The 24,854-nt window shown below is 55.0% G+C and carries 26 protein-coding genes and 1 tRNA gene; 10 read left to right on the top strand and 17 right to left on the bottom strand.

Annotated elements, in window-relative coordinates; genetic code table 11:
- Positions 1–133: 133 nt before the first annotated feature.
- The 4 genes from ACR0D6_RS13390 to ACR0D6_RS13375 all read right to left on the bottom strand — a co-directional run bounded on the left by ACR0D6_RS13390 (position 134) and on the right by ACR0D6_RS13375 (position 2,264).
- On the bottom strand, positions 134–418 hold the full coding sequence (locus tag ACR0D6_RS13390) for a YiaA/YiaB family inner membrane protein (RefSeq protein ID WP_480450983.1): 285 nt from the start codon (positions 416–418) through the stop codon (positions 134–136).
- 49 nt (positions 419–467) lie between these two features.
- Positions 468–1,151 (bottom strand): PspA/IM30 family protein, encoded by a 684-nt coding sequence (locus ACR0D6_RS13385; RefSeq protein WP_480765840.1) that lies wholly within the window; start codon positions 1,149–1,151, stop codon positions 468–470.
- Positions 1,152–1,241: 90 nt separating this feature from the next.
- A complete protein-coding gene (locus ACR0D6_RS13380) occupies positions 1,242–1,832 on the bottom strand; it encodes a TetR/AcrR family transcriptional regulator (protein ID WP_480450986.1) in 591 nt (196 codons plus the stop codon).
- Positions 1,833–1,889: 57 nt separating this feature from the next.
- Positions 1,890–2,264: a hypothetical protein gene (locus ACR0D6_RS13375; protein WP_170651528.1), complete on the bottom strand. Its 375-nt coding sequence runs from the start codon at positions 2,262–2,264 to the stop codon at positions 1,890–1,892.
- A 48-nt stretch (positions 2,265–2,312) separates the two neighbouring features.
- Between ACR0D6_RS13375 and ACR0D6_RS13370 the strand changes: the two genes are divergently transcribed.
- Complete coding sequence (locus ACR0D6_RS13370; RefSeq protein ID WP_480765839.1) at positions 2,313–3,113, top strand: alpha/beta fold hydrolase; 801 nt, start codon at positions 2,313–2,315, stop codon at positions 3,111–3,113.
- A 3-nt stretch (positions 3,114–3,116) separates the two neighbouring features.
- Here ACR0D6_RS13370 and ACR0D6_RS13365 read toward each other — a convergent pair whose 3' ends face one another.
- From ACR0D6_RS13365 to ACR0D6_RS13340, 6 genes are all read right to left on the bottom strand, one after another.
- Positions 3,117–3,302, bottom strand: coding sequence for a hypothetical protein (locus ACR0D6_RS13365; protein WP_170651526.1), 186 nt, complete (start codon positions 3,300–3,302; stop codon positions 3,117–3,119).
- An 83-nt stretch (positions 3,303–3,385) separates the two neighbouring features.
- Complete coding sequence (locus ACR0D6_RS13360; protein WP_170652559.1) at positions 3,386–3,778, bottom strand: rhodanese-like domain-containing protein; 393 nt, start codon at positions 3,776–3,778, stop codon at positions 3,386–3,388.
- A gap of 105 nt (positions 3,779–3,883) precedes the next feature.
- A complete protein-coding gene (locus ACR0D6_RS13355; protein WP_480765838.1) occupies positions 3,884–5,224 on the bottom strand; it encodes an HlyD family type I secretion periplasmic adaptor subunit in 1,341 nt (446 codons plus the stop codon).
- Positions 5,225–5,233: 9 nt separating this feature from the next.
- Positions 5,234–7,579, bottom strand: a complete 2,346-nt coding sequence (locus ACR0D6_RS13350; RefSeq protein WP_480765837.1) for a type I secretion system permease/ATPase — start codon at positions 7,577–7,579, stop codon at positions 5,234–5,236.
- A 40-nt stretch (positions 7,580–7,619) separates the two neighbouring features.
- Positions 7,620–9,602: a type I secretion protein gene (locus ACR0D6_RS13345; RefSeq protein WP_480765836.1), complete on the bottom strand. Its 1,983-nt coding sequence runs from the start codon at positions 9,600–9,602 to the stop codon at positions 7,620–7,622.
- A gap of 134 nt (positions 9,603–9,736) precedes the next feature.
- Positions 9,737–12,100 (bottom strand): hypothetical protein, encoded by a 2,364-nt coding sequence (locus tag ACR0D6_RS13340; RefSeq protein ID WP_480765835.1) that lies wholly within the window; start codon positions 12,098–12,100, stop codon positions 9,737–9,739.
- A gap of 613 nt (positions 12,101–12,713) precedes the next feature.
- Here ACR0D6_RS13340 and ACR0D6_RS13335 point away from each other — a divergent pair.
- The 3 genes from ACR0D6_RS13335 to ACR0D6_RS13325 all read left to right on the top strand — a co-directional run bounded on the left by ACR0D6_RS13335 (position 12,714) and on the right by ACR0D6_RS13325 (position 14,569).
- A complete protein-coding gene (locus ACR0D6_RS13335; protein ID WP_480765834.1) occupies positions 12,714–13,499 on the top strand; it encodes a response regulator transcription factor in 786 nt (261 codons plus the stop codon).
- The gene (locus ACR0D6_RS13330) at positions 13,489–13,986 is read left to right on the top strand and encodes a hypothetical protein (RefSeq protein WP_170651520.1); all 498 of its coding nucleotides are present in this window, start codon (positions 13,489–13,491) and stop codon (positions 13,984–13,986) included. Before ACR0D6_RS13335 ends, ACR0D6_RS13330 begins: the two co-directional genes overlap by 11 nt.
- A gap of 109 nt (positions 13,987–14,095) precedes the next feature.
- On the top strand, positions 14,096–14,569 hold the full coding sequence (locus tag ACR0D6_RS13325; RefSeq protein ID WP_480765833.1) for a hypothetical protein: 474 nt from the start codon (positions 14,096–14,098) through the stop codon (positions 14,567–14,569).
- Between the two features lie 553 nt (positions 14,570–15,122).
- On the opposite strand, the gene ACR0D6_RS13320 is transcribed toward ACR0D6_RS13325, so the two are convergent.
- A complete protein-coding gene (locus ACR0D6_RS13320; RefSeq protein WP_480765832.1) occupies positions 15,123–15,689 on the bottom strand; it encodes a hypothetical protein in 567 nt (188 codons plus the stop codon).
- A gap of 206 nt (positions 15,690–15,895) precedes the next feature.
- Positions 15,896–15,971, bottom strand: a tRNA-Thr gene (locus ACR0D6_RS13315).
- Between the two features lie 474 nt (positions 15,972–16,445).
- On the opposite strand from ACR0D6_RS13315, the gene ACR0D6_RS13310 reads away from it, so the two are divergent.
- Positions 16,446–17,255, top strand: a complete 810-nt coding sequence (locus ACR0D6_RS13310) for a hypothetical protein (protein WP_480765831.1) — start codon at positions 16,446–16,448, stop codon at positions 17,253–17,255.
- A 52-nt stretch (positions 17,256–17,307) separates the two neighbouring features.
- Here ACR0D6_RS13310 and ACR0D6_RS13305 read toward each other — a convergent pair whose 3' ends face one another.
- A complete protein-coding gene (locus ACR0D6_RS13305; RefSeq protein WP_170651516.1) occupies positions 17,308–17,568 on the bottom strand; it encodes a DUF2312 domain-containing protein in 261 nt (86 codons plus the stop codon).
- A gap of 200 nt (positions 17,569–17,768) precedes the next feature.
- Here ACR0D6_RS13305 and ACR0D6_RS13300 point away from each other — a divergent pair, with 200 nt between their 5' ends.
- A complete protein-coding gene (locus tag ACR0D6_RS13300; protein WP_170651515.1) occupies positions 17,769–17,987 on the top strand; it encodes a hypothetical protein in 219 nt (72 codons plus the stop codon).
- 9 nt (positions 17,988–17,996) lie between these two features.
- Here ACR0D6_RS13300 and ACR0D6_RS13295 read toward each other — a convergent pair whose 3' ends face one another.
- A complete protein-coding gene (locus ACR0D6_RS13295; protein WP_170651514.1) occupies positions 17,997–18,212 on the bottom strand; it encodes a hypothetical protein in 216 nt (71 codons plus the stop codon).
- Positions 18,213–18,476: 264 nt separating this feature from the next.
- On the opposite strand from ACR0D6_RS13295, the gene ACR0D6_RS13290 reads away from it, so the two are divergent.
- Genes ACR0D6_RS13290 through ACR0D6_RS13275 form a run of 4 tightly spaced genes read left to right on the top strand, consistent with a single transcriptional unit; the run spans position 18,477 to position 20,681 of the window.
- Positions 18,477–19,340: an MBL fold metallo-hydrolase gene (locus ACR0D6_RS13290; protein ID WP_480451006.1), complete on the top strand. Its 864-nt coding sequence runs from the start codon at positions 18,477–18,479 to the stop codon at positions 19,338–19,340.
- A gap of 40 nt (positions 19,341–19,380) precedes the next feature.
- Positions 19,381–19,809, top strand: coding sequence for a YeeE/YedE family protein (locus ACR0D6_RS13285; protein WP_480765830.1), 429 nt, complete (start codon positions 19,381–19,383; stop codon positions 19,807–19,809).
- Positions 19,809–20,240 carry a DUF6691 family protein gene (locus ACR0D6_RS13280; RefSeq protein ID WP_480451009.1) on the top strand — a complete coding sequence of 144 codons (432 nt, stop codon included), beginning with the start codon at positions 19,809–19,811 and terminating at the stop codon, positions 20,238–20,240. Before ACR0D6_RS13285 ends, ACR0D6_RS13280 begins: the two co-directional genes overlap by 1 nt.
- A 9-nt stretch (positions 20,241–20,249) precedes the next feature.
- Positions 20,250–20,681: a protein tyrosine phosphatase family protein gene (locus ACR0D6_RS13275; RefSeq protein ID WP_480451010.1), complete on the top strand. Its 432-nt coding sequence runs from the start codon at positions 20,250–20,252 to the stop codon at positions 20,679–20,681.
- 5 nt (positions 20,682–20,686) lie between these two features.
- Here ACR0D6_RS13275 and ACR0D6_RS13270 read toward each other — a convergent pair whose 3' ends face one another.
- The 3 genes from ACR0D6_RS13270 to ACR0D6_RS13260 all read right to left on the bottom strand — a co-directional run bounded on the left by ACR0D6_RS13270 (position 20,687) and on the right by ACR0D6_RS13260 (position 24,841).
- Positions 20,687–21,814 carry a FliM/FliN family flagellar motor C-terminal domain-containing protein gene (locus ACR0D6_RS13270; protein ID WP_480765829.1) on the bottom strand — a complete coding sequence of 376 codons (1,128 nt, stop codon included), beginning with the start codon at positions 21,812–21,814 and terminating at the stop codon, positions 20,687–20,689.
- Between the two features lie 76 nt (positions 21,815–21,890).
- The gene (locus ACR0D6_RS13265) at positions 21,891–24,569 is read right to left on the bottom strand and encodes an ATP-binding protein (protein WP_480765828.1); all 2,679 of its coding nucleotides are present in this window, start codon (positions 24,567–24,569) and stop codon (positions 21,891–21,893) included.
- Entirely contained in the window at positions 24,569–24,841 is a 273-nt protein-coding gene (locus ACR0D6_RS13260) for a hypothetical protein (RefSeq protein WP_480451013.1), read from the bottom strand. The genes ACR0D6_RS13265 and ACR0D6_RS13260 overlap by 1 nt, the downstream gene beginning before the upstream one ends.
- Between the last annotated feature and the right edge of the window lie 13 nt (positions 24,842–24,854).

The raw sequence follows: 24,854 nt of genomic DNA, 5'->3' as shown, positions 1-24,854 counted from the left end.
CCTCTGCGCCCGCTTCCCGATCTACCCGAACCTGTAAAGACACCCTCTTTGAGACACGCAAACGGCGCCACAATGGCGCCGTTTCTTGTTTAGACACAACAGTTTCATTCCCCAGCACTTTGGGGTGGAACGTCTAGATTTCAGATTTTGGGTCGGTCAGGACCTCTTCCAGCAACTTTTCATTGCGTGCCTCTTCTATCCGGTTAATGCGGTCTTCGGCCGAACGCGTGTCAAAGCGGTATTTGACAACGTTAATCAGGCTCAGTGTCAAAAGAATGATGCCCATTCCCCAGTACCCCTTTGTCGCCAGCGGTACATCCGTGGAAAGATAAAGTGAAATACCAAGCAACGCATATGCTATAGCCACCCCGGCACCGTTCAGCATAAGGATCAAGGCGTTTTCATTACGACCGGTCATTTGAATTCTCCTGTTTAATTGGTTCTGTAATTCGGAAAGGCAGTTGCGCTCAGTCTTTCTTTTGTTCCGTCAGGCGGCTTAAGACATCCTTTGCGGTCGAACGGCTTTTTGGCCCATATCCAGCTTCTTCAAGACGAGATGCGATCCCCGCGTGGCTCAGGCCGTCGTCGATTTCCCGCAAAATCTCGGACTGCTCGAATGGGTCGTCCTGCTGCAAAACCCGGCCGATGAGTGTTTCGGCCTCATCGATGGGGCTGTCGCCACCAAGATGGCGGTTCAGCTTTCGCTGCAAACCCTGTTCGCGTCGAACCGCACGCGCGGATATGGCGCCTTGCTTCAGGTCGACAATGCGACGGCTTGCGGCCTCGGTCGTTTGGCGCAGCTGTAAAATACGGGCATCCAGGCGTTCAACCGTTTGACCGCGCAAGGTGACCTCGTTCTCAAGGTCGGCAATTGCCTGAGCGGCACTTTGCGCTAAGTCATCCCGTTCATCTGCCAGCGCCTGCCTGGCACGGAGCATCAGATCGTCAATGCGCGCCCTCAACCCGTCAACCTGCCGGGTTTCATTTCGCTGCCGCTGTATCAAGCTAGCCAGACTTAATTTCGCGGCTTTCAGGTTTTGCTCTGCTTCGCGAATTTTCTGGTCGATCAGCTCAATTGAATAGGTGTCACGTAATTGCTCTTCGGCACGGACATTTGCGCCGACAATCAAGGTTTTCAATGTGCCAAACATGGGCTCCTCCAATATGAACATTGTTCATGCAGTGGAGGTAGCAATTTTATGAACGCCGTTCAATACTTTTCTTGAACACCGTTCAGGAAACTATTTGTTTCCAATTCTGGAAAGAACCTGTGCGATCATGCGTTCGATCTGTTCGGGCGGGACGCCCGAAATCCGGTTTTCCAGCCCCAAAGTCACAATGCCATGCACCGAAGAAAACAAGGCACGGGTCATCAGATCCAGCTCGGCCCTGTCCAGTTCGGGGAACAATTCGGCAACAGGTTCAGCGATATAGGCAAACAGCCCTTTCAGGGCGTCCCGGTACCATTCGGGCACCGGCCCATCATCGGACATTTTCAGGTCAAAAAGCGCGCGCCAGAGATTGGTATTGTCGTCGGCGAACCGCAGATAGGCGTTGCTCATGACAATCAGACGCTTCACCGGTTCTTCACCGCCATCGAATGAACCAGATACCGCTTCTCCCAAATCGCGAAAGGTGCGGCCATTCACGGCCATGACAATAGCGTTCAGGTCTTCGAACGCATTGTAAATTGCACCCAAAGCACAACCGGCGTCTTTGGCAAGATCCCGGGCTCTCAGCTCGCCCAAACCGTCGCGTGCGATCCGGGATTCAGCTGATTCAACCAGTTTTTCGCGCAACTCCGCGCGCCGTATCTGGGATTTGGATAACATATCGCCCCTCTGCCTGAACCGCGTTCAAAGTAGCCCGGGCGTTTAACAAGCGAAAGGTCAGATCAACCCGCGCCACCAAAGAAACAAGAGAACAAGCACCGCCAGAACCAACAGGTTGAAGGTTAATCCGCCCAGCATCCCCAGAAACCAGCCCCACCTGCGATCCGCAAGGTCAATCGCCCTAAGATGTGTTTGCACGTCGTGTGATGCCTTGATCAAACCCGGGGTGTCCAGAATCATGCGCAGTTTCGGGTGTTCAGCCATCTGCTCGGCATTGGCCAGCGTCATCGCCTGTGCATAGACCCGACGGGGCAAACGTCGCTTTACCCGGCGGACGGATGCCGCAAGCGTTTTTCCACGCACGCCAAGTTTCTTGCGCAACAGCAAGATGGTTTCGGCGATCTGGGTCTGAACCTCGGTATCCTGCTGCATTTCGCGCCTCCTGACGGGGTAATGTAGCCCCGCCAAAGCGCGGCCACAATGGGGGTGGCAGTTCCCGCGAGGCCCGGCTATCACCAAAACATGCTCAACACGATCATTCATGGCGAACCGACCTCCCTGCCCCCTTTGCTGATTGCACATGGGCTGTATGGCTCGGCCAGAAATTGGGGTGTTATTGCAAGACGGCTGTCCGACGAACGGCAGGTGGTCGCCGTTGACATGCGCAATCACGCCTACAGTGATTGGACACAGGCGCATGACTATGCCGCGCTTGCCTCGGATTTGGCCGAGGTGGTCGAAAACCTCGGTGGCGTCGCGGATGTGGTCGGTCATTCGATGGGGGGCAAGGCATCAATGATGCTGGCTCTGAAACACGGGCAACTTGTCCGCAAGCTGGTAGTAGCCGACATCGCCCCGGTGACCTATGGCCATAGTCAGATCAAATACATCGAAGCCATGCGCGCGGTCGACATGTCCGCGGTTGAACGCCGTTCTGACGTAGAACAGCAACTTGCTGAATTAGGTGTCGAGAAGGCGCTGCAGAGCTTTTTCACCCAATCGCTAGACGTCGCCGGGAAACGCTGGCGGCTGAATCTGGATGTTCTGGCCGCCGAGATGCCCAAAATCATGGGCTTTCCGGATATCGATGCATCGTGGCACGGATCGGCACTGTTTTTGTCAGGGGCAGAATCCGACTATGTCCTTCCGGAACATCGGGCCAGAATCCGCGCGCTGTTTCCAAACGCCCGGTTTGCAAAAATACCGGGCGCAGGTCATTGGCTTCACGCTGAGAAACCCAGAGAGTTCGAGGCGGCGGTCAGAACGTTCCTGAACGCCTGATTGTCACCCGCCCTGATACAATCGCCTTGCGACCAGCCAGGAAACCGGAGCCGCAATAGCCCCCCCAACACCGGCGGCCCAAAGTATGGCCGACACCGATACCAACCCTGCGGACAGAACCGCGATTACCGCTGATCCGGCAATTGCGGTAGCAATCAGTGAATAAAGCATGGCTGCCAAACGTAGCATGGCCGTAGTCCTTTTGTTGAGCTTCGGCCATTACATTGGAGTGCGCGAATATGTTTGGCTTTGACATGCATCAGATCAACAGCCTACATCCCGGCATCAACTGGAGCGACCATTTCTCCACCACCGTTCTGCCAATCCGAAATGCCTCCCAGATTGTAAACCTGCTCGTATCCCATATCCCTGAGCAATTTGCCTGCAAGAGCCGCACGCCCACCCGACGCACAATGCAATACAATGGGTCGATCCTTGCGCAGTTCGGCATCGTGAAACGGCGTGCTGGAATCCGCCCGGAATTCCAGCATGCCACGTGGAATATGATGAGATCCAACCGCCCGGCCTGTGCGCTCCAACTCGGGCGCGTCCCTGACGTCCAGCAGCAGGCCGCCCTGCTCTATCAGTTCTTTCGCCCTAGCAACGTCAATGCGTTCGACCACGGCGTTTGCGGCTTCCATCATGTCTTTGACCGTCAATGTCATATGCAGCATTCCCTGAACAGTTTCCCAAGAAATATCATGCGACTTTTGGAATGTGTAGACGCTGATTGACACCAGTTGAAGGTAAGCCGCGGTCGTCCACCGCAGTCAGTGTTCGCGAAACGCGCGTGACATGCTGTCGACGATCGGCTTGGCGATATAGGCTGCAAATGTTCTTTCTTCGGTCTGGATCATGATTTCAGCCGGCATTCCCGGTGTGGGAATAAAACCGCTAACCCGATCCATTTCATCCAGAGATAACGAGATGCGGGCGAGATAAACCTCTTTGGGTACCCCAGCCGACTCTTCCATCAGCGCATCTGCAGAAACATAGAAGACCTCGCCATTCAGTACCGGCGTCGTGCGTTGGTTCAACGCAACCAGACGCACTGTCGCTTTCTGGCCATGGACGACACTGTCAATTTCGGTCCGCGGTATCTGGGCTTCAATGATCAGTGGAGCATCAGATGGAAGGATTTCGGCGATGGGCTCACCCGTTTCAATGACACCGCCTGATGTATGGTAATGCAGGCGAACGACCGTACCAGCGACCGGCGCTCGAACCACCGCGCGATCAAGTACACTGCGTGCCTGCCGCGCCTTTTCACGTACACTTTCCAGATCGGCCTCGATAACGCTCAGCTCATCAAGCGCAACTTCTCGATATGCAGATTGGGTACGGGAAATCTGTTCCTCGTACTTCAGCAACATCTGGCTGATTTCCGACGCCTCGGCCTGTAGCCGGGCAAGTTGCCCCTCAGCCTCGGCCTGCACCCTCCTGATGGTGTTCAACTCGCCTTTTCTGACCAGCCCTTTTTCGAACAGAGCATTTTTGGTATCGAACTCTTCCTGCAGGATTTCGGAACGCCGGGTCATGGAAACAAGCTGTGCCTCGAACCCGCTTTCCCTGATTTTCAATGCTTCGATATTACGCGACAGCAAGGCGATATCGTTCAGCAGTGTCTTGCGTGACACCTCAAAGCTCAGCATCTGATTGTCCAGAATGGTCAGGATTTCGGCATCGTCCGAAGCTGCAACCAGTTCGTTAGAGAACGTCAAACGGTCCTGTTCCCGGTACTCGGCAAGCAACCGTTCTGCCATCGCCTGAAGGCGGATCTTGCGAACAAACAGCTCGCGCTCATTTGACTCCGCCGAGGTCTGATCCAGCGTCATGAGAACCTGACCCTTTTCGACAGCCTGTCCTTCCAAAACGCGGATTTCCTCGATTATCCCCCCCTCAAGGTGTTGAACGATCTTGTTGCGACCTGTTGCGACAAAGCTGCCCTGAGCGATAACTGCAGCGGCAAGCGGAGCACGGAACGACCACACACCAAAACCACCGAAACATACCAGCAGCATAACCATTCCTATAACGATCAGGCGATTGATCGAACGCGGTACCTCTGCATACCACTGCGACGAGTCTTCGATTTTTGCCAGTTCAGTCATTTGCTTCCCTCAGCCGCGCAGTTCAGGCTTGTTTCGAGGTCCCTTCAGTTGCTGCATCACCTGTTCACGCTCGCCGAACAGCGCCACGCGCCCATCCGTCAACAGCATGATCTTGTCGACTACATTCAGAAGCGTCGGCTTCTGAGTGATCACGATCACGGTAATCTTGCTGTTTTTTGCCTGCTCGATCGCGCGGGCCAAAGCCTTGTCGCCTGCTACATCCAGGTTCGAGTTCGGCTCATCCAGCACCACCATTTGCGGATTACCAAAGAATGCACGCGCCAGAGCGATGCGTTGCTTTTGCCCGCCTGACAGTGGGGTGCCGTCCGCAGCGACAACCGTTTCATACCCTTGTGGCAGTGTGGCAATCATATTGTGGACATCGGCCAGAACAGCTGCATCGTGTATCTGTTCGTCTGTCGCATCATCGCGCATCCGACCAATGTTGTCCTTGATGGTGCCGGGAAACAGTTGCACGTCCTGAGGCAGGTAGCCAATGCTTTCACCGAATTGACGCGGATCCCAGTTGCGTATGTCCATCAGGTCCAGCCGGACACTGCCGGACGTTGGCAGGATCGAGCCGACCAAGGTCTTCCCAAGGGTCGTTTTCCCGGCGCCGGAATTACCGATAATAGCCAGCGTCTCGCCGGGGTTCATCGAAAAGGTAATCCCGTTCAGCACGACGCGTTTGGTTCCACCAGGAACGTAAAGCAGACGCTCAACATCCAACCGCCCCTCGGGCCGCGGCAGGCGCAGTTTTTCATGCTGCAAGGCCGAGTTCGCCAAAAGGTTTCGAATCCGATCATACGCGCCACGCGTCAGAAGGAACGTATTCCACCCTTCGATTGATCCCTCGATCGGTGCAAAGGCGCGGCCGGCAATGATCGAAGCGGCAATTACCATGCCCCCTGTAATCTCTCCCTGAAGGGCCAGAAAAGCGCCCCAGCCGAGGATGCCGATCTGCGTCAGCAACCGCACCGCGCGGGATATGGCGGCAAAGATCACGTTCCGGTCCTGTGCCCGAACCTGCCATGTCAGCGAGGTCGCCGTGTCGCGCCCCCAGATGCGAACGGCCTCGGGGATCATGGCCAGCGCATTGATGATCTGGCTGTTTCGCGACATCGAATCCAGATGCATGTTGGCCATGGACTGTGCCCGGTTTGCCTTGGCGAATGGTTTGGCCGTCATTCTCTGGTTGATCAAAGCAATGGTCATCAGCAGCAAGGCGGTGACGATAACGATCATCCCAAGTTGGGGATGCACCAGAAAAATCATCAGAATGAACAAGGGCGCAAAGGGTACATCAAGAAAAGCAATCAACGTGCTGGAGACAAGAAAACCCCGCACCTGCTGCAAATCTCCCAACGTCTGATATTCGCGCCCGGTCCCGTGCAGCGACGCATGAGCTGCGGCGCTTAGGATTGGTGCCCCCAATCGTGCGGCCACTTCGACCGCCGTTCGCATCAGCATAAACCGCCTGACCGCGTCAAAAGCCGATTGAAAGATAACTGCGCCCGCCACAATGGCCGTCAGCATGATCAGAGTATCCAGAGAGCGGCTGGTCAGTACCCGGTCACTGATCTGAAACAGATAGATCGGAATGGCCAATATAAGGATGTTGGTCGCGCAGGTGAGGACCAGAACGAAACTCAGATTGCGCCGGATCGCGCGCATCGAAATGCGCAGGATTTTCTGAAAATCTTCCGGAGGAGTTCGTCTGTGGAAATTTTGGGGTGGCCCATTGCCTCCGCCTCCGCCGGAATTTGACGGTGGCAGCGGCTGGTTCGCCTTGGCCTCGATCGTGGTACCGACCCGATCCTTAGCCCCCGTCGGCGCAGAGGGGGTCGCTCGCGCCTTTGGTTGCGGATCGGCATCGGGCTTGGGGCCTTTGGCGCTGGCCACCCCAGTGCCGTCACCCGCCATGTCTTGTTCTGCCGCAGGTGGCGGCGGCGCGCGCCGTTGAGGAGGTTCGACGCGCCGAGTGGAACTGGTCGTTTCCGATGGATTGATTTGCATATTGTCATTGGAGTTGGGTTTATCGGATTGCTGCCCACCCTGAATGTCAGAGACTTGCTCAGGCCCGGCATCCGAGCAGCCTGCGTTCTGAGGGCACGCATCCGTTGTCGGCTTGTTTTCCTCTTGCCCCAATGATTTACCTGGTTCCGTTCGGGCCGGATTTTCCACACGCATCCCACCAGTAAGTCGCAGTGCGGTCCTACCTATGGCTTCGCCGGCACCTTCAGGACCCATCGGTTCAGTCTTGTCGCTTTGCTTAAGCGGCAACGGGCGACCGCCTCCGTGCCGGTCAAGCGGGCTGGCGTACCGGGTGCGGCGCGATGAAAATATGATCGACATACTCAAACCTTATGATCACTCGTATTCTTATCGCCCAAAATCAGGCCAGCATGCTCTGCATGCCATCCGACTCGACGAGCGTTTTATCTCCGACAGCTTCCTGATCATCGGGGCCTTGCGATCCGGGCAACGAATTCGAGTCGGTCGGATCGTCCATCAGGAAGGCGACGGCCTCGTTTACCAAATCGTCACCGTTGTCTTCCTCCGGCGTGTCAATCAGGCTGGCCTGATGCAGCAACAGATCCGAATAGGTTTCGGAATTTGCCATGACCACAGAATCGATGCCAAGTTTGTTGATGCTGGCTGAGTTGAGAATTGCATTGCTGCCTGCAATTACGTCCGTGTCTCCGGCGGCCGCCCCGGTCAACTCCACATCATCCTGATCGGCCAACATGCTTACTTGTTCAAAAATGTTGACCTGCAACAGGCTGCCATCAACTTTCAGCACCCGCATTTGTTCAAGCCCTGCAAACAGGGGATCGTTGAGCAAGGCCTCTTCCAGTGCGTCCTGATTTGTTTCAGGCAGCGCCAGAACGTCCGCCATGGCCTTGTCCATATCCTTGTGGGTGTCCTGACCCTGCGAATTCAACGTCGCGTGGTTCATAACCAGATTCTCGTCCCCAGCCCCTCCGGGACCAGGCATCCCGCCTTCGACCACGTCATCATCCATCAGAACAATCGTCTGGAACAACATATCCAACGAGATCATGTCGCCGCCGATCATGATCAGGTCATAATAGCTGCCAAGCTGCATAATATTATCCAGATTGGTCAGTTGATTATCGCCCATCGCGAAATACGATGACGACGCAGACACTTCGGTATTTATGTGATCGATGTCTGTTGCATCTATGACTTGTTTGATGAAATTCGCGACGACCAGATCTCCCTGTATCCAATCGACCGAAATAAACGAGGGTTGTTCACCATCCGATTGTGCATCTGCAATCCAGGCCGCCGGGTTTGACTGCATATCAATCTGAGCTGCCTGAACGACGTTTGTGCCGCTTCCACAGCCGTGCGATCCCTCGTCCATATCCGATACGACCGCCACCTGACTGAACATGGTCAGGTTGATCGATTGCCCGCCCAAAGCAATATAGGGGGCATCGACCCAACCAACGGTAACGTTGATCTCGTTAATCAGCAGGTTGCCCCCTGTGATGACTGTGTGCCCATCCTCGATAACCGGTTCGGCACCCTGCTCCCATTCATCAGGATAAGGGGTGGGCGCCTCGACATCCTCGTCAGAGGTTTCTTCCGGCTTGTGGTAAGCGGGCAGTAGGTCATTCCAGACCGGCATTTCATCGACGTATTCGCCGTTTACGATCACGCCAATCGCATCAGCACCGTGAAATTGATGAATTGTCACACCTTCAACTTCAGCGGACAAAGGCTGAAGCATCTCTTGCGCCAGTGCTTCCACCTTATCGACCGACAAATAGTCAGAAACCGACAACGAAGGTGCTGACATTGCGTGAAGCGACAGCGCAACGTCCAAAGACTGCTCGGCCTCGGCAATCAAGACGTCTGTATCCCTGAAATCGCCCTGTCCAAGCGTGTCGTTGTCGCTCAGGAAAAGGTATTGCATCGTATAGGTTACGACAGACCCCAACAGCTCGCTTGAACCTTCCGGAGTGTGTTCGACATAAGTCACCTGCCCGGCATTCGCACTCGCAATGTCATTACCGAAGAAATCCACCTGAGGTATTACAGTTTCAGGAGCTGTCGGCGTTCCTAGCTGAATTGTAGTTCCATAGCTGACGTCACCGGGCGGAGGGGGCGCGTCAGGCAGTTTCTGGGGCTCTTGGAACCGGTAAGGTGTAAGTTCAATTTTTACCGGATCTGGTTCCAGCTTGGCGCTTATTTTGATCGTGGTCGGATCGTCTAACTGATCAAGCTCGGCCTTTTTTCTGTAGGCCGTAAATTCATCATACTGATCCCGAAGTCTGGCCTGCTCGACCGTGAGCTCAAATGTTCCGATAAAATGTGCAATTGTTTCCGTAATACTATCGAGAGACATGTCGGTTTTCCCTGTCCCCCGCGCCGGGCTGAATTCTCCGGTTTGGGTCAAGTTGGGCCGAGGCCGCAACAAACGGCCTCGGCGTTTTCATTAATGCTTGTCGGGACCCGTATTGGTGGTTCCCGGCAATTGTTTTAGACCTCGGTGTCGTCGCTTGCGTAAGACGACGTCATCGAACCGCCAACCATGGTGGTATCGACCGAGTTACCAAGCACATTGGCACCCATGACGATCGTCTGGTTGAAGGCATCTGTGTCGACCACCGCTGCTGCGGACGCATAGGATTCACCGGTCACGACGCTGTCGCCACCATTGTTGGACCCCCAGTTGCCGCCGTGGCCGCCGTTTCCACCATCGCCCGAATTTGCGCCTGACGCCTGACCACCTTTGACGTTGCCGCTTGCGGTGTCGCCGGACATGGCATCTGTCATCGACTTGCCGCTGGTGCCGCCGGTGGACGTCGAGCTGCCGCCGCCTCCGCCGCCGCCAGTGTTGGCTGCGCCAGTCGCATCACCCGAGCCAGCCGAGCTTGCATCATTGTCGGAGTTGGCTGCGCCACCATACCCGGCGATGGCTTCGGCCATGCTGTCCGACGTGCCGTCGGTATCCGAAGATGCAAACACATCTGCCGCGCCACCGGCACCGGCAGTGTTGGCCGCATCCGCAGAACCCGCGCCACTACCGGCCGAGTCAGCATTCGATGTACCCGATCCGCCTGCACCGGCAGTGCCGTCTGCAGTCGAAGTACCGGTACCCGTGCCATTGGCCGCGCCGTCAGTCGTATTGCTGCCGCCTGCCCCGCCGGTTCCATCTGTGTCCTGGGCGGTATTGGCCGCACCGTCAACATTACCCTGGGTTTGGTCGATGTCCGGACCGCTCGCAGATTGGTCACCTACGGCCTGCGAGTCAGAGTTGGCCGCCGAGCTGCCACCGGTGCCTGTTCCTCCGGTTCCGCTACCGCCAGTTCCGGTGCCACCGGTTCCGGTTCCACCAGTCCCTGTGCCGCCGGTGCCGCCGGTAGCATCGGCTGTGTTGCCACCACCGGTTGTTGCGTCTGCGTCGCCGTCATCATCACCTTCTTCAGCTTCTTCATCATCATCGGTGATTTCATCAAACAGTGCTGCAACGGCCGCTTCTACAAGTCCGGCAAATCCGCCGTTGGCATCGCCACCGTTACCGTTGCCGCCGTCGCCATTGCCACCATTGCCATTGCCGCCGTCGCCATTTCCACCATCACCGTCTGCAGTGCTGCTAGATGTAGAGTCGGAAGTGCCGTCCGCATCGTTGTTACCAGCGGTCGCATCATCAGCCGATACATCATTGTCGGTGCTGTTGTCGGCAGAACCATCGTTGTCTGCATCACCGTTTCCGCCGTCTGCTCCGTCCGAAGCCGAGTCATTATGTGCGGCACCAAAGCCCATGCCACTCGAATCTGTATCGGTGTCACCGCCATCGGCGCTGCTGTCTGCACCGGCCCCCGAAAGACCAAGACCAATACCCAGCCCCAGCGAGTCTGCGCTGCCGCCGGTTCCGCCGGTTCCATCAGCATCGGTATCTGAACTGTTGGAGTTGTCGGACGCTGAATCACTGGTGCTGTTGCCACCTCTTCCGCCGTCGCTGTCACCGTCAGAACCTGCACCGGACAGGCCTAGGCCAATACTTGCGTTACCGGCTTCACCAGATGCACCACCGGAACCTGCGTCGGCATCCGAACCAGCATCACCCGAGTCGCCACCTTGCGCCCAGGCAGCGCTACCTTGGGTCGTGCCACCCTGGGCGTTGCCGCCATAAGAGTAGCCACCTTGGCCTGAGGCGCCGCCACCGGTTGACGTACCAATTCCCTCTTGTGCATTGGCGGTACCGCCGTTTGCATTGCCGTTCTGGGAAAAGTCGCCATCGTTTGAAACAGTAGCATCTTCGATATAGTCATCGTCGTACAGGCTGGCCACCTGGTTGTTGACAGATGCCATGTCATTCCCGGCACCATTCATCGTGATGTCAAGGTTCATGTCATCGCCGGGATCGTAGTCCAGATTGCGCCCTGCGGTAATCACGTCACCGACAGTGGCAGAATCGCCAAGATCCAGATCCACCTGATCATCATCACGCGGAATCCACTCGCCTTCGCCGAAGTCAATATTGACAGCTGTGCTGTTGTCGATGTCGTTGCTGTCGTCACCGCCATTCACGTTTTGCTGCTGCTGACCCTGTTGCTGGCCCTGCGCCTGATCCTGGCCCTGGTCCTGACCCTGATCCTGACCCTGCTCATTCGCGTTATCCGATGTCTGAGCCTGGCCCTGACCCTGATGTTGCGAATCTGACGTATCTACGGTGTTGTCGTTATCAACTGTCTGATCTTGCTGTTGATCTTGCGAATTCGCGTTTGCATCAACGTTGGCTTCTTCGACCTTAATTTTGGTCTCAAAATCAGCTTTCAGATGCTCTACTTTGATTTCGTCTACGGTTGTGACGTTGGCGTTGTTAGTATTGCGTTTCATTGTAATTTTCCATTCTACATAACGCCAGTCCACCATTCATCTAACAGGCGGCATACAGCGTTTTTGGTTTGAAAAATCTTCATCCGAACACGATTTCAGGTTCGCATGAAGTACGAACATGTTCTGGTTCGTTTTCCGTCACCTCCAATCTCGGCCCAGCCGATAATCGTCCGTGCGGGAATTTCGCTCTAATACGCGGCCGCAGGCACGTCAGGTTCAACGATGCTTCTGTAATTGAAGCCTTACTATCGTTGCAGTTGAAGGCGGCAGTGGCTAGCTGATCGAAAGATCAGTTCCATCTATATATATGTTAATTAACAATTATTTTGAGATTCGTACAAAGTCCGAACTGATAGATTGGGGAAATTCAACAGGCATTACACAATTCACCAAAAACCTAATACTTTGAGATAGGTAGCAATGAAATTATTTTCGGGCAGACTACCCAAAAGTAATAGGTTTGGTTCTAGATCAAAAACAAACCGTTGAAGATTTCGGAACTTTCGGATATACTAATAGGCTAATTAATTAGATGATTCAGGCATTTTTCAGCGTGAATATTCTGCGCTGATATTCATTGGTACCATGTTCCCGGTGCCGGATTCCTTTGCAGATGGAGGAAGCCGTGAGTTTACCATTGGCAAGTGAAAATTCTAATGGAATTGAACATCAAGACGATATTCCGGTCTTATTCATTGGAAAAGAATTGTTTTTTTCCAATCAAACACTGAGAAATGTCCAGAGTGAGTTTGGCGTAACAGCGCGTCGCTGCGATTGTCTGGGGCAGGCTCCTGACATCACCGACGTCGACATCTCTTCGCTCAGGATGCTGGTGGTAGATCAGTCAATGATCGAAGACCTTCTGAGCAAACCGCAATACTATGTCAAAGCGTCCGGATCGGGATGTCTTTCTTTTGCATACCGATCAGAAAGCGCCGCCAGATCACTGTTCGAACGTTGGGACAGACGGAGATACGGCGACATCGGATACTTGCCGATGAATGTCGGACCAGATGTCTGGCGGGCCGTTCTGCGCCTGTTGATGAATGATCAGAAATACTTGCCTGCCTGCTTCGCCGAATGCGTCAATCCGAACACCAATGGAAGGGCCGCGTCTGGTTCTGCAACGGAAGAGCGGCTGGAACCTTCACCCCCTGATACACGGAATGAGGCTCTTTTTCACAAGCTGACACGTCGTGAGAAGCAGGTGCTACGCCTCGTGTCACACGGAGAAAGCAACAAGATCGTCGCATCGAGGCTAGGAATAACAGAGCACACCGTAAAGCTGCACATGCACAACGTAGTGGGAAAGATTGGCGTGAACAATCGGACCGCCGCGGCGCATTTCTATTTCGAGGTCGCACCGGAGACGGCACGGCAACAGCACATTGACCAGTGACGTAGAGAACCGTTTCGACCAGTTGATTTTGCTTGTTGGTCGCCTGAACTACATGTGGACCAATACGGAAAGCCTGTTGATCCATCTGATCGCCGGTTTATCTGGTACCAACAAGGATGTGGCCGTGATCATCTTTCTCACGTTGAACACAACTCGGGCCCGTGTTGATTTGGTCGAAAGGCTGGCAAAAATGGAAGGGCAGCAACCATCGGTCCGTGATCCGATCCTGGAACAAACCCGCCGCTTGTCCAAACTCTCAGGGGTCCGCAACAAGTACAATCACTGCATATACTCCTTTGATCCGGACAGCGGAAACCCCAAGACAATTCTGATGCGAATTGCAGATCGAAAAACTGACATCAAACTCGGGCGGGCAGACACAATCGATGACGCGGCAATCTCACAGATCGAAGGTGCGATTTCACAACTCACAACTGCCAATCAGGATATCTGGCGCCTGATCGGGAAACTTGGGTTCCCGACCTGACCGCCTCGGGCCTTTTTTCGCCCGTGGAGCAGAATTAGCCAATGCGCCACGTCGCGATGAACTGAGTTGTCGATTTGAAAATATCTCTCGTTACTGAGGAGCATTTATTATGGAAAAGATATCTGTAAGGACAAAAGTCAGTGAAGATCAGTCAGTATGCTCGATTGATTTGAAAATTGAAGGAATGCACCTGGGGGAAATCCTGCTGGATGCTGCCGAATTAGAGCGTCTGATTCACAAACTCGCAAGCGCCAGGGCCAGATTGGCCGAGCGTGTCCCCCCTTCTCTGGACCCAGGTTCACGGCTCGTGGCAACACCCAACCCGGCTTGGTTGGTGCCCGACCCGCCATGGGAGAACCAAAGGCTGTTAGCCATCCGCGATCCAGGCCTCGGCTGGCTTGGCTATTTGTTTCCCCTGGCTACGGCCAAAGAAATCGGCGACCGTCTGGTACATTCGGCAATTAAACCGGATCAGCAAAACTGTGCTGTTTCGAAACGCGTGCATTCAACCCCGGCAACATTAAGGCGCACCTCTACAGGCAGAATTCCACTGGTCCTTGATCCGGAACACGTTGAAAAATAAAGCAGGTTCGTGGCTTCGTTTGGCAGCAATCAAATACAAAAGGTGTGTGACAACACATTTATTATTCGGCGCGTGGAAACCCGTGCTACTGGATATTATTTAGACGGCGGTAATAGCCTCAGCCCTACGACTTTAATACTGATCAACAAAAACTCTTGGCATGAACCTTGCCCGATATGGACAGTGATGCAGCTCTCCATCCAAAGGCCTGCCCTTTCTTTACCAGCACACGATTGGGAGGCAATCTGCCGGTACTTGTCGTGGTAAAATTACTCCGTCGATATTGAGATTGCCCGATCACGTGAAATCCAGAGTTTATTCGAATCCTGCATTCTTCATCAAACAGACACAATTCAGCCATTTGATGAGGCTACGAAACAACTGCGGCGCGTCATGATTTCTTATGACGATTTAAATGAGGGGGTACGAGTTCGGCGCGTCGCACCACTTACCTGGTCATTGTCAGATCACATCATGACCAATTCATCTTGATTGCCACGCTTCGAAGACTTTCTCTTGATGGATTCGGCGCTGATTTAGGCTGTATCGATCATCAAGCGGTTTCCGGTGAAATAGCGGGGGCTACTGCCTTCAAAAAGTAGGTTTGTGTTGGGCAAAGTTGGTGGGTTTTGTCACTGTCTAAACTACAGGCTGACCGAGCAAGACGCTTCAAACCATCGGAGTCCGCTAAATTAAGCGACTTGTTTGACACTGCATTAACGACAGTCCAGTGACTGTGCTTGCCTTCAAGACCCAGCAAGGCGACTTGACCATTCGAAGGGTCGACATGTTCACTCAGATCTTGCCAAAACTCGTCGAGTGTTCCTTTGCCCCGTTTCCACGCAACAGAGCGTTCAATGCGAATAGAGGATTTCAGGGCCAAAGTACGGCTGGCCACATCGACGAGTTCACCGAGTTTTCTGAACCCGATCCCCTCATGAATGATATCTCCTATTGGTCGTCCGTCGTCCAAAAGGTTGGTTAGCTTACAAAACAGGTGCTCTTTTTCCTCGTCCTTGAGGTCTGTGCCCATCACCAGGTCGCAAGCGTTGATGATCGCATAGATACCACACAGACCGTCCAACGATCCCTGCGCAGATGCCCTGAAGTTTATTGTCACTCGTTTATCTCCATTTGCACGGCGCTAATAAGCAGTCAGGCGCGCCGAGTGCTCTCTAATTTTCGATGTCCTATTGACCCGCTGCAACGATGCACAACGGTCCAGTTGCCGACTGTCCTGTTTTTCTACAAAGGATGGCAAGAAAAAGGATACACCACATCAAAATATACTTAAATCAATGATTTATATGTACATTACTGGATGAGTGGTGCCCCCACACGGACTCGAACCGCGGACCTACTGATTACAAATCAGTTGCTCTACCAGCTGAGCTATAGGGGCACTTTCTAGCTTCGTTGCAGCGCCATAGCTTGATCCATACGTTCTCTGGATCGGGTTGCGGTGCTGCTCAGCATCAAAAGTCAGGGCTTAATCTGGAACGCGGTTACCCATCTGTTCCTGGCTACGCCTCACTGGATGAGCAGGCATATAGGACAAAAAAAACTGCCCCGCAACCCGCTAATTTTCGCCTTCGAAACTCGTTAAAAAGCCCCATGGCTGGCCGCGCAAAGCTACAAAAAAAGACGAAACTCCCCGCCGTGAAAGACTCGCAGCTCTAAAGTGCACATCTCAAACTTGCGCCTGCCAACTTCCATTCGTTTGCGGCGCCGCATATTTGACTGCAGGTGGCGCAAATAGTAACCCGAATTCCGGCGGTATAAGCGAGCGAAGACGAAAATGCAGTTGGTATTTCATACAGGTGCTCACGCGACTGACGAAAGGCTCCTCCTGAAATGCCTGACGTCCAACAAGGAAATGTTGCAGAAGCACGGCGTCATCCTTCCGCGACTAGGCCACTACAGACCAGTGTTCCGAAAGGCATTTGACACGATCGGCTCCGAAGCACCGCCAAACAGCGTAAAAAATGACCTGCTCGAAGCCATGTTGGAGGGCAACCAGGCCGACCGCGTAGTGCTTTCTCACGTTCAGTTCTTTGGCACACATTCAGCGGCGATCGGGAACGGGCGCTTCTATCCGTTGGCCGGTCCTCGCATGGCGTTTTTGACAAGCACATTTAGCGATGACCAGGTTGAGTGGTTCATGGGGCTGCGAAATCCGGGCAGCTTCATTCCCAAGATCCTGATGGCCCTGCCCGAGAAACAGCGGGCTGAAATCATTGCGGATACAGACCTGAGCGCTCTGAGCTGGGCAGACATGGTCACACAGGTTCGAGAAATGGCACCAAGTGTGAAAATCACACTTTGGTGCAACGAAGATACGCCCCTGATCTGGGGCGAAATCCTGTGTGCAATGGGCGGGTTGAAGCCGGGAACACCGATACGCGACGAGTTTTCCTTGCTGGCATCGCTGTTGTCAGACAGCGGTAAACAGGAGTTGCTTGCACTTGTTCGGCAAAATCCCGGTCCGATGACACCTGAACTGACAGAACAGATCGCTGATACGTACGCCCGGCACGCGCAGGAGGACATGCTCGAGGAAGAGCTGGGCTTGCCAGACTGGACCGAAGATGTGGTCGAAGCTTTTTCCGAATTGTACAGCCAGGACATTGCACAGATTGAGGCGATGCCGGGGGTTCACTTCATCAAACCAACGCTACCCGCTTGAGCCGAAACAAAGAAGTCTGCTCGACCTTTGCGCGGGTACCGTACAGTCGAAATCAGGTCATGCCCAAGGCTTCTTTGTACATTTCGATCACAGCTTCCTGTTCGGCCAGATCGTCTTTGTCTTTCTTTCTGATGCTGACGATGCTGCGCAGTGCACGGGTGTCGTAACCGCGTGATTTGGATTCGCTGTACACTTCCTTGATTTGATCGGCGATGTCTTTCTTTTCAAGTTCAAGACGCTCGATCCGCTCGATGAATTGGCGCAATTCGCCAGCGGTTACCTTATAGCTGTCGTCGGGGCTGCTTTGATCCATTGTCGGACTCACCTCTTCTGGGGATTTCTTTCAGGTGCAAAATCGCGGAGAAACAACGCGGGAAATTCTGGGGCAATGAGCGGGATACATCGCTGCCGCGTTGGCCGCAAGCCAACAATCGGATTGCTTGGGCAAGGCTTGTACCACCGCCAGCAATCCGCTAAGCGGCGAGATGCCCGCACGACAAGCCTGAGGTCATCATGTTCGAAATCATCATCTGGAGTGGCGCAGCCCTGTCACTGGCCGGTCTCACCGGATTGCTCTGGTGCATCCTGCGGGTGATGAAGGCGCGCAAGGCCGGGCTGTCGGACGACGAACTGCGTGCTGCCGTTCAGGGCGTCCTGCCGTGGAACCTGGCCTCGCTCTTTCTGTCTGTGATCGGGTTGATGCTGGTCATCCTGGGCATTTCGTTCGGATAACCGCAACTATCAAACCGGCAAATTGTCAAACTGCGCTTCTATGGCGTCTTCGCACAACGCGGCATCCAGGCGGCGCAACCGAGACGGAATGTGAATTCCGTTCACCCGCATCCTTTCAAGCACTTTGCTGACCGAAGGTTGCAACTCCAGGCGCGTATCAAGGCAAGCGCCTTTCAACTTTTGCTCCAAAAGTTCGACTTCCCTATTGAGATCCTGTGCAAGCATCTGAATCCTCCCCTGTTCTGCAAGCCTGACAGATATAGGTAACGGCAATAAGACTGACACGCTGCTCACCGCGCGATATGCGGAAAATCGCCCGGACCTGCACACAAATTCGGCAAATCACCGCGCTTCGAGTATTCTTATATCAGAATCCCAACAAGTTGGTATTGACCGATATCAACCTTCACACCCGGTCTGACTGGAAAGGTCATTGCATCACATTCCATTCTTAATATATGTATATCCGGAGTAATGATGGAGACACGCATGACGCCCAAAGTGAAAGCTTTCTTCGACAATGCGACCTTTACGGTGTCCTACGTCGTACAAGAACCCGAAGGCACAGCCTGTGCCATTGTCGACAGCGTACTGGATTTTGACCACGCCTCTGGCCGGACCAACACGTCATCGGCTGATGAAATTATTGAATACGTTCAAAATAATGACCTGAAAGTCCATTGGATTTTGGAAAGCCACGTGCACGCTGACCACTTGTCGGCCGCGCCGTATCTGCAAGAGAAACTGGGTGGTAAGATCGGTATCGGCAAGAATATCACCATCATTCAGGACACGTTCGGCAAGGTTTTTAACGAAGGTACAGAGTTCCAGCGGGACGGCAGCCAGTTCGACGCGTTGTTTGTCGAAGGCGACAGTTTCCACATCGGTCAGATGCGTGGTGACGTTCTGCACACTCCGGGCCATACTCCGGCTTGTCTGACATACGTTATCGGCGACGCGGCTTTTGTCGGGGATACACTGTTCATGCCGGATTTCGGCACGGCCCGCTGTGACTTTCCGGGCGGTTCGTCCGCCGAACTTTACGCTTCAATTCAGAAAATCCTGTCGCTGCCCGATGAAACACGGATTTTTGTAGGACACGACTATAAGGCGCCGGGGCGCGATGAATACGCGTGGGAAACAACGGTTGGAGAGCAAAAGGCGCTGAACGTTCATATCGGTCAGGGCCGAAGCATCGAAGAGTTCGTTGAAATGCGGGATGCCCGCGACGCGACACTGGACATGCCCCGACTGATCCTCCCGTCGTTGCAGGTCAACATGCGCGCAGGCCAGATGCCTCCGGCGGACGAAAAGGGTGATGTTTTTCTGAAACTCCCGGTGAACAAGCTCTGAGTTCCGGAAGCTCGCACGGAATAAGAAGGAACACGATCGTATGGAACCAGAATGGATACGAGGCCTGATTGGCGGCTTGCTGATTGGTCTCGGCGCGGCCGTCTATTTGCTGGGCAACGGACGGATCATGGGTGCCAGCGGCATACTCGGAGGGCTTGTGGACGGCAGCGGAAAAAGTGATTTTGCCGAACGGCTTACCTTTATCGCGGGCGTTGTCGCAATGCCTTTCCTGCTGCGCCCACTGGTCGTGCCGCAGGCTCAGACGCACCTGACAAGCAATGTAGCGATAGTGATTGCCGCCGGGCTGCTGGTGGGCGTAGGAACCCGGATCGCAAACGGCTGCACATCCGGGCACGGGGTCTGCGGTATCTCGAGATTTTCACTGCGCGGCATCGTGGCCACCGTATTCTATATCCTTGCCGGCGGCATGACTTTGGTTGTGTTCCGCTACCTATTGGGAGTGGTCTGATGCGCATACTATTGGCACTGATCTCGGGCTCTCTTTTCGGCAGCGGGCTGCTGATTTCCGGCATGACCGACACAACAAAAGTCCAGGGATGGCTGGATGTCTTTGGAAACTGGGACCCAACGCTGGCATTTGTAATGGGCGGGGCCATTATTCCAATGTTTTTTGCATGGCGTCTCACGCAAGGACGCAAGCCATTGGTGAGTGACGAATTTCCGACGCATCCCCGCCCCGAACTGGATCATCGCCTAGTGACCGGATCCGTCATGTTCGGCATGGGATGGGGGCTGGCTGGACTTTGCCCCGGCCCCGCAATGGCCTCTTTGACATATGGCGGCGCCGGTGGCCTGATCTTTCTTGGGTCAATGATTGCTGGCATGATTGTGTCCCCAAAAATCGGCACGCAACTGGACAGGATCGCAAGCGCGGCCTAAGGAATTGACATGGAGATTCGCCAGATCACACCCCGCTATGCCGTCTCGCCGCAAATCACGGTTGAAGATGTCCCATCCATCGCCGCCGCCGGGTTCGTCAAGGTCATTTGCAACCGCCCGAACTCCGAAGTTCCGGTCGATCAACAGTCGGACTCAATCGGTGCCGCCGTACGGGCAGCGGGCATGGCTTACGAGGTTCTGGAACTGACCCATCAGACCATGACCCCGGAAAATGTCGAACACCAACGCGCTTTGGCTGAAAGCTGCGAGGGACCTGTATTGGCCTATTGCGCATCGGGCACCAGATGTTCGGTCGTCTGGGCGCTTGGACAATGTGACCGCATGGAGCCCGAGGAAATCCTGAGCGTCACAAGTAAAGCAGGTTATGATCTGAACAACCTGCGTCCTGCTTTGGAACAACTGCGCAATCGGCCAGACTGATCTGATCAGGTAGGTTTGACGGGTTCACTATCCGCTTCATACAGACCTGCAAGTTCGGTAATTTCCGCCAGCATGTTTTCCGTGTGATCCGTATCAAAGTTATCGGGCACCACCTGATCATCTTCTGCAGGCAGGACTGCGGAGTGGGCAGGCTCATCCTGATGGTCGATGATATCGCCGGTATCGTCGACAGGTGGATCGGTGTGTTGCGTGACAACGGCCTCCTTTTCGACAAATCCGCCTTCGGTTCGCTTTTCGGGGTGCAGCCCGGCAAGGTCTTCGTTGACGCGAACCGCCCGCATTCCTCCGCACTGCCCCAGACGGCCAGAGGCAACCTTGCCGCGTTCGATCGTCCATAGTTCGGTCCGGTCTAGCCTGACACCGGCCAATGGCAGCACATCACCCGCCTTTAGCCCGGAAAATGCCGACAGAGGCACTTGTGTTTGGCAGATAACAGCGGTGAGATCGGCCCTCAGAACTCCAGACGCATGGTCCAGGGTCTGCCCGTTGCCTGATACCTCGATTTCGCTATCTTCAGACGCGGCCGGTCGATCCGGCAGGATCAAATAAAGCTGCCCCTGTCGCTGGCCCGAGGCAATTTCTAGAGTAAGGTCAAATATCCTGTAAGCATCGTCTTCCAGCTCAAGCATCAGCGCCCTTACATCCCGATATCGCGCGACAAATGCACAGCCTTTCAGGGTTGCACCATCTTCGGCTGTGCCTGCCAATTCCGCGGCCCGTGTCAGGGCAAGCTCGATAACCGGGGCAACCATAGCTGCATCCGTGTCTGTAAATTCACGTTCGGACACCTGACCGGGCGACACTGAACCGATTGTCTGCTTCTGCAGGATCGCAGACACGCAACCAATGTCGATACAGGCCGCTGCAATCCGCCCTTCGGACGTCGAGAAAGCCAGCAGCAATCGGCCGTCCTGCAGTGTGTCAGACAATTCCTCCCGCTGCCGATAGGCCTGTTTTGCCCCGATGACAGACATGGGCAAATCCAGACTTTCGCTTGCCGCACGCGCCAGCCCAAGCCTCAAGGCGCGCAGGATCGACCTTGGCTTGTCGCGCGCGTCGCCCTGTCCCAGCGCCAGAATGTTTGTCAAAGCAGCAGTTTTTTCCACCGACATAATCCCGAACCATATGCGTTGTCCCATTCGGAAACAGGTTAGTCCGGCACCGGTTACAAATGTCTTTATTCCTGCGTCACTGGGCGGCCTGCTTGTAGGCCAATGGCAAACTGATGCGGAACGCACCACCGCCCTGCCCGGATAAATAGGTGACCTCTCCGCCGAGGCGCTGCATGATCTCACGGCAAATGGCCAGGCCCAGCCCTGCGCCTCCGGCCTTGTCCGACCCAACGCGTGAGAACTTTTCAAACACCATCGACTGCGCTTCGGGCGGAACACCGCTGCCATTGTCAACAAAATCCACGACAGCCTGCCCACCGACATCGTGCACCGAGATGGTCAGGACCGGCTCTGGCGCATCACAATATTTCTGGGCGTTCGAGATGAGATTGATAAACACCTGCCCCAGCCTGTCCAGATCCGTATGCAGGGCGATGCGTTCAGATGTCCGGTTGCGCCTGACTCGCAAACTCCGGTCAGATCCCGCCAGCACGCTGGAAACGGCGCGATCAAGAACGGATTGCAAATTTCCGTCACCCATATTCAAGCTGACCTGTCCGCTTTCCAGAACACTGAGGTCCAGCAGGTCGTCCAGCAGACGCGTCAGACGCAGGGACTCGTCGTGGATAATGGCCGCATACCGGATTTGCTCTTCTGCGCTCAGCCCTTCAGTGTCCCGCATGATTTCGGAAAAGGCGCGGATGGATGTCATGGGTGTCCGCAGCTCGTGGCTGACCTGACTGAGAAATGCGTCCTTCTGCATCGAAATTTGTGTCAGCTTTTCATTCGCTTCACGCAATTTGCGCGCCGTTCTGCTGAGTTCCGCAGACTTCGCCTCTAACTCACCGGAGTACTCCAGCAACTGCGCCGATTCATCTGCCACCGCAAGCAGGTCTTCGACCGAAACGGACGATCCACCGACGATCTGACCGATCATCGCATGGGCAGTGGCCGCCCCGACCGACCCGCTCAGTTCTCTCTCCAACCGCTCCAGAAACTCTGGCGTTGGTTCAGGCAGGTGACCACGTCCGCCTTGCCGTTCAGCTTCTGCCTGAAAAAACTCCTGCGCGGGCAGCGCACCAAGTATACGCTGCGTCATGATCATAAGGTCTTCACTTTGAGCAACCGATCCGGTCCAGCCTCGCGGTGCAACAGAATGATCAAAGACATTGACGAATTGCGCGCCCTGCAATCGCTCCAGCGGGCTTGGAAAGCTGGCCAATGAAGCGATGCAAAAAGCGACTGTGTTCAGGGAAAGTGACCACATGACCGAGTGCACCATAGGATCGATGCCTTCAATCCCGAAAAGGGCCTGCGGGCGCAACCAACTGATGCCAAATGGCCCCTCGGCGACAACTGACGAGGGCATAAGGAAGCTGCCCATCCCCGGCAGCAACAGAGTGTATACCCAAAGGAAGAATCCCACGCTCAGCCCGGCCAATGCGCCTGTTCTGGTTGCGCCCCGCCAGAACAGCCCGCCCACCAGTGACGGCAGAATTTGCGACACACCGGCGAACGCAATCAGCCCGATAGAAGCCAGCGCCGCGCCGCCCCCGGACAGCCGGTAATAGAAATAGCCAAAGGCCATAATAACCGCGATGGAAACCCGCCGCGAAAACAGAACGATATCGCGGACATCGCCCGAGACCGAGGCCACACCCTCCTGCGCATTCAGCCATATGGGCATGACGATGTGGTTGGAAACCATGGTCGACAGTGCCATCGCCGTCACGATCACCATCGAGGTCGCCGAGGAGAACCCGCCGATGAACGAAAGCATGGCCAGCCAGTCGTTCCCCTGAGACAACGGGACCGTCAGAACAAAAAGGTCCGGGTTTGACCCGGCAGGCAGCAAATCCAACCCGACAACCGCGATGGGAACCACGAAAAGGCTCATCAAAAGCAGATAGAGCGGGAATGCCCAGGCCGCCGTTCTCAGATGGCGTTCGTCATCGTTTTCCACAACCATGACCTGAAACATCCGCGGCAGACAGATGAAGGCGGCGGCGGACAAGAAGGTGAAGGTCGCCCAACGCCCCCGATCCACACTCCAATGCCCGATCTCCGACGCATCAATCTGCGCCATCATCGGGGCTATTCCGCCTGCGATACCCCAAACCACAAACACGCCGACGGCGATCAGAGCAAACAACTTGACGACCGCCTCTAATGCGATGGCCGTGACAACGCCATGGTGCCGTTCGTTTACGTCAAGATTGCGTGTCCCAAACAGAATCGCAAACACGGCCAGACCGGCCGCAACCCAGAACACGCTTGAGCCCTCGCGGTAGAGGCCCGATGGGTCCGCCTCGGCGAAGATGGAAAAGGACAGCGTTATCGATTGAAGTTGCAATGCAATATATGGCGTGCCCCCCAGCACCGCCAATATGGTAACGCAAACCGCCAGAGTGTTGGATTTCCCATAGCGGGACGAGATCAGGTCGGCGATGGATGTCACCCGCTGGCTACGCCCGATCCGCACCAGTTTTCGCAGCCCCCACCACCAGCTGACCATCACAAGTGTCGGACCAATATAGATCGTCACGAATTCCAGCCCGGACCGCGCGGCATTTCCGACCGCGCCGTAAAACGTCCAGGCCGTACAGTAGATCGAGAGTGATAGAGTATATATCAAAGGCGACCGCAGCCAGGCCCCGCGTCCGGAAGCGGCCAGACGATCGGCCGCAAACGCGACGCCAAACAGCAAAACAACATAGCCCAGACACACCAGGATCAGCACGTTCAGCGTTGCCATCACTCGGGCTCCGTCTCACCGGCATCGCGCCCGGACAAGCGCCCTGCAGCGATGCCGAATATCACGCTTACCGCTATCAACCCGATCCAACAGGCAAATATGTAGAAAATGGCCGAAGACATCGAAACTGCTTCGGTCACGTCGTCACCAGTCGGCCAAAGTAGCGGAATCGCAATCAGCCCGCCGCCCAGAATGGGCAACAATCGGGCGGCGTCCGCCAGTCTGCGCCGCCGATAACTTTGTCGCTCCAGAAAAACCGATGGGCGGGCCACCGGGGGCTGTGAT

The sequence above is a fragment of the Ruegeria sp. BJ6 genome, assembly GCF_056537885.1.
This window is presented reverse-complemented; position numbering and strand designations above follow the sequence as displayed.

Coding starts and splice junctions, on each gene's coding strand:
- ACR0D6_RS13270 (WP_480765829.1), bottom strand. CDS start 21,814: ATGTCGGTGGAAAAAACTGCTGCTTTGACAAACATTCTGGCGCTGGGA.
- ACR0D6_RS13325 (WP_480765833.1), top strand. CDS start 14,096: ATGGAAAAGATATCTGTAAGGACAAAAGTCAGTGAAGATCAGTCAGTA.
- ACR0D6_RS13380 (WP_480450986.1), bottom strand. CDS start 1,832: ATGTTATCCAAATCCCAGATACGGCGCGCGGAGTTGCGCGAAAAACTG.
- ACR0D6_RS13385 (WP_480765840.1), bottom strand. CDS start 1,151: ATGTTTGGCACATTGAAAACCTTGATTGTCGGCGCAAATGTCCGTGCC.
- ACR0D6_RS13345 (WP_480765836.1), bottom strand. CDS start 9,602: ATGTCTCTCGATAGTATTACGGAAACAATTGCACATTTTATCGGAACA.
- ACR0D6_RS13355 (WP_480765838.1), bottom strand. CDS start 5,224: ATGACTGAACTGGCAAAAATCGAAGACTCGTCGCAGTGGTATGCAGAG.
- ACR0D6_RS13350 (WP_480765837.1), bottom strand. CDS start 7,579: ATGTCGATCATATTTTCATCGCGCCGCACCCGGTACGCCAGCCCGCTT.
- ACR0D6_RS13340 (WP_480765835.1), bottom strand. CDS start 12,100: ATGAAACGCAATACTAACAACGCCAACGTCACAACCGTAGACGAAATC.
- ACR0D6_RS13275 (WP_480451010.1), top strand. CDS start 20,250: ATGGAGATTCGCCAGATCACACCCCGCTATGCCGTCTCGCCGCAAATC.
- ACR0D6_RS13390 (WP_480450983.1), bottom strand. CDS start 418: ATGACCGGTCGTAATGAAAACGCCTTGATCCTTATGCTGAACGGTGCC.
- ACR0D6_RS13365 (WP_170651526.1), bottom strand. CDS start 3,302: ATGCTACGTTTGGCAGCCATGCTTTATTCACTGATTGCTACCGCAATT.
- ACR0D6_RS13290 (WP_480451006.1), top strand. CDS start 18,477: ATGACGCCCAAAGTGAAAGCTTTCTTCGACAATGCGACCTTTACGGTG.
- ACR0D6_RS13265 (WP_480765828.1), bottom strand. CDS start 24,569: ATGGCAACGCTGAACGTGCTGATCCTGGTGTGTCTGGGCTATGTTGTT.
- ACR0D6_RS13370 (WP_480765839.1), top strand. CDS start 2,313: ATGGGGGTGGCAGTTCCCGCGAGGCCCGGCTATCACCAAAACATGCTC.
- ACR0D6_RS13300 (WP_170651515.1), top strand. CDS start 17,769: ATGTTCGAAATCATCATCTGGAGTGGCGCAGCCCTGTCACTGGCCGGT.
- ACR0D6_RS13305 (WP_170651516.1), bottom strand. CDS start 17,568: ATGGATCAAAGCAGCCCCGACGACAGCTATAAGGTAACCGCTGGCGAA.
- ACR0D6_RS13285 (WP_480765830.1), top strand. CDS start 19,381: ATGGAACCAGAATGGATACGAGGCCTGATTGGCGGCTTGCTGATTGGT.
- ACR0D6_RS13310 (WP_480765831.1), top strand. CDS start 16,446: ATGTTGCAGAAGCACGGCGTCATCCTTCCGCGACTAGGCCACTACAGA.
- ACR0D6_RS13295 (WP_170651514.1), bottom strand. CDS start 18,212: ATGCTTGCACAGGATCTCAATAGGGAAGTCGAACTTTTGGAGCAAAAG.
- ACR0D6_RS13280 (WP_480451009.1), top strand. CDS start 19,809: ATGCGCATACTATTGGCACTGATCTCGGGCTCTCTTTTCGGCAGCGGG.
- ACR0D6_RS13360 (WP_170652559.1), bottom strand. CDS start 3,778: ATGACATTGACGGTCAAAGACATGATGGAAGCCGCAAACGCCGTGGTC.
- ACR0D6_RS13335 (WP_480765834.1), top strand. CDS start 12,714: ATGGAGGAAGCCGTGAGTTTACCATTGGCAAGTGAAAATTCTAATGGA.
- ACR0D6_RS13375 (WP_170651528.1), bottom strand. CDS start 2,264: ATGCAGCAGGATACCGAGGTTCAGACCCAGATCGCCGAAACCATCTTG.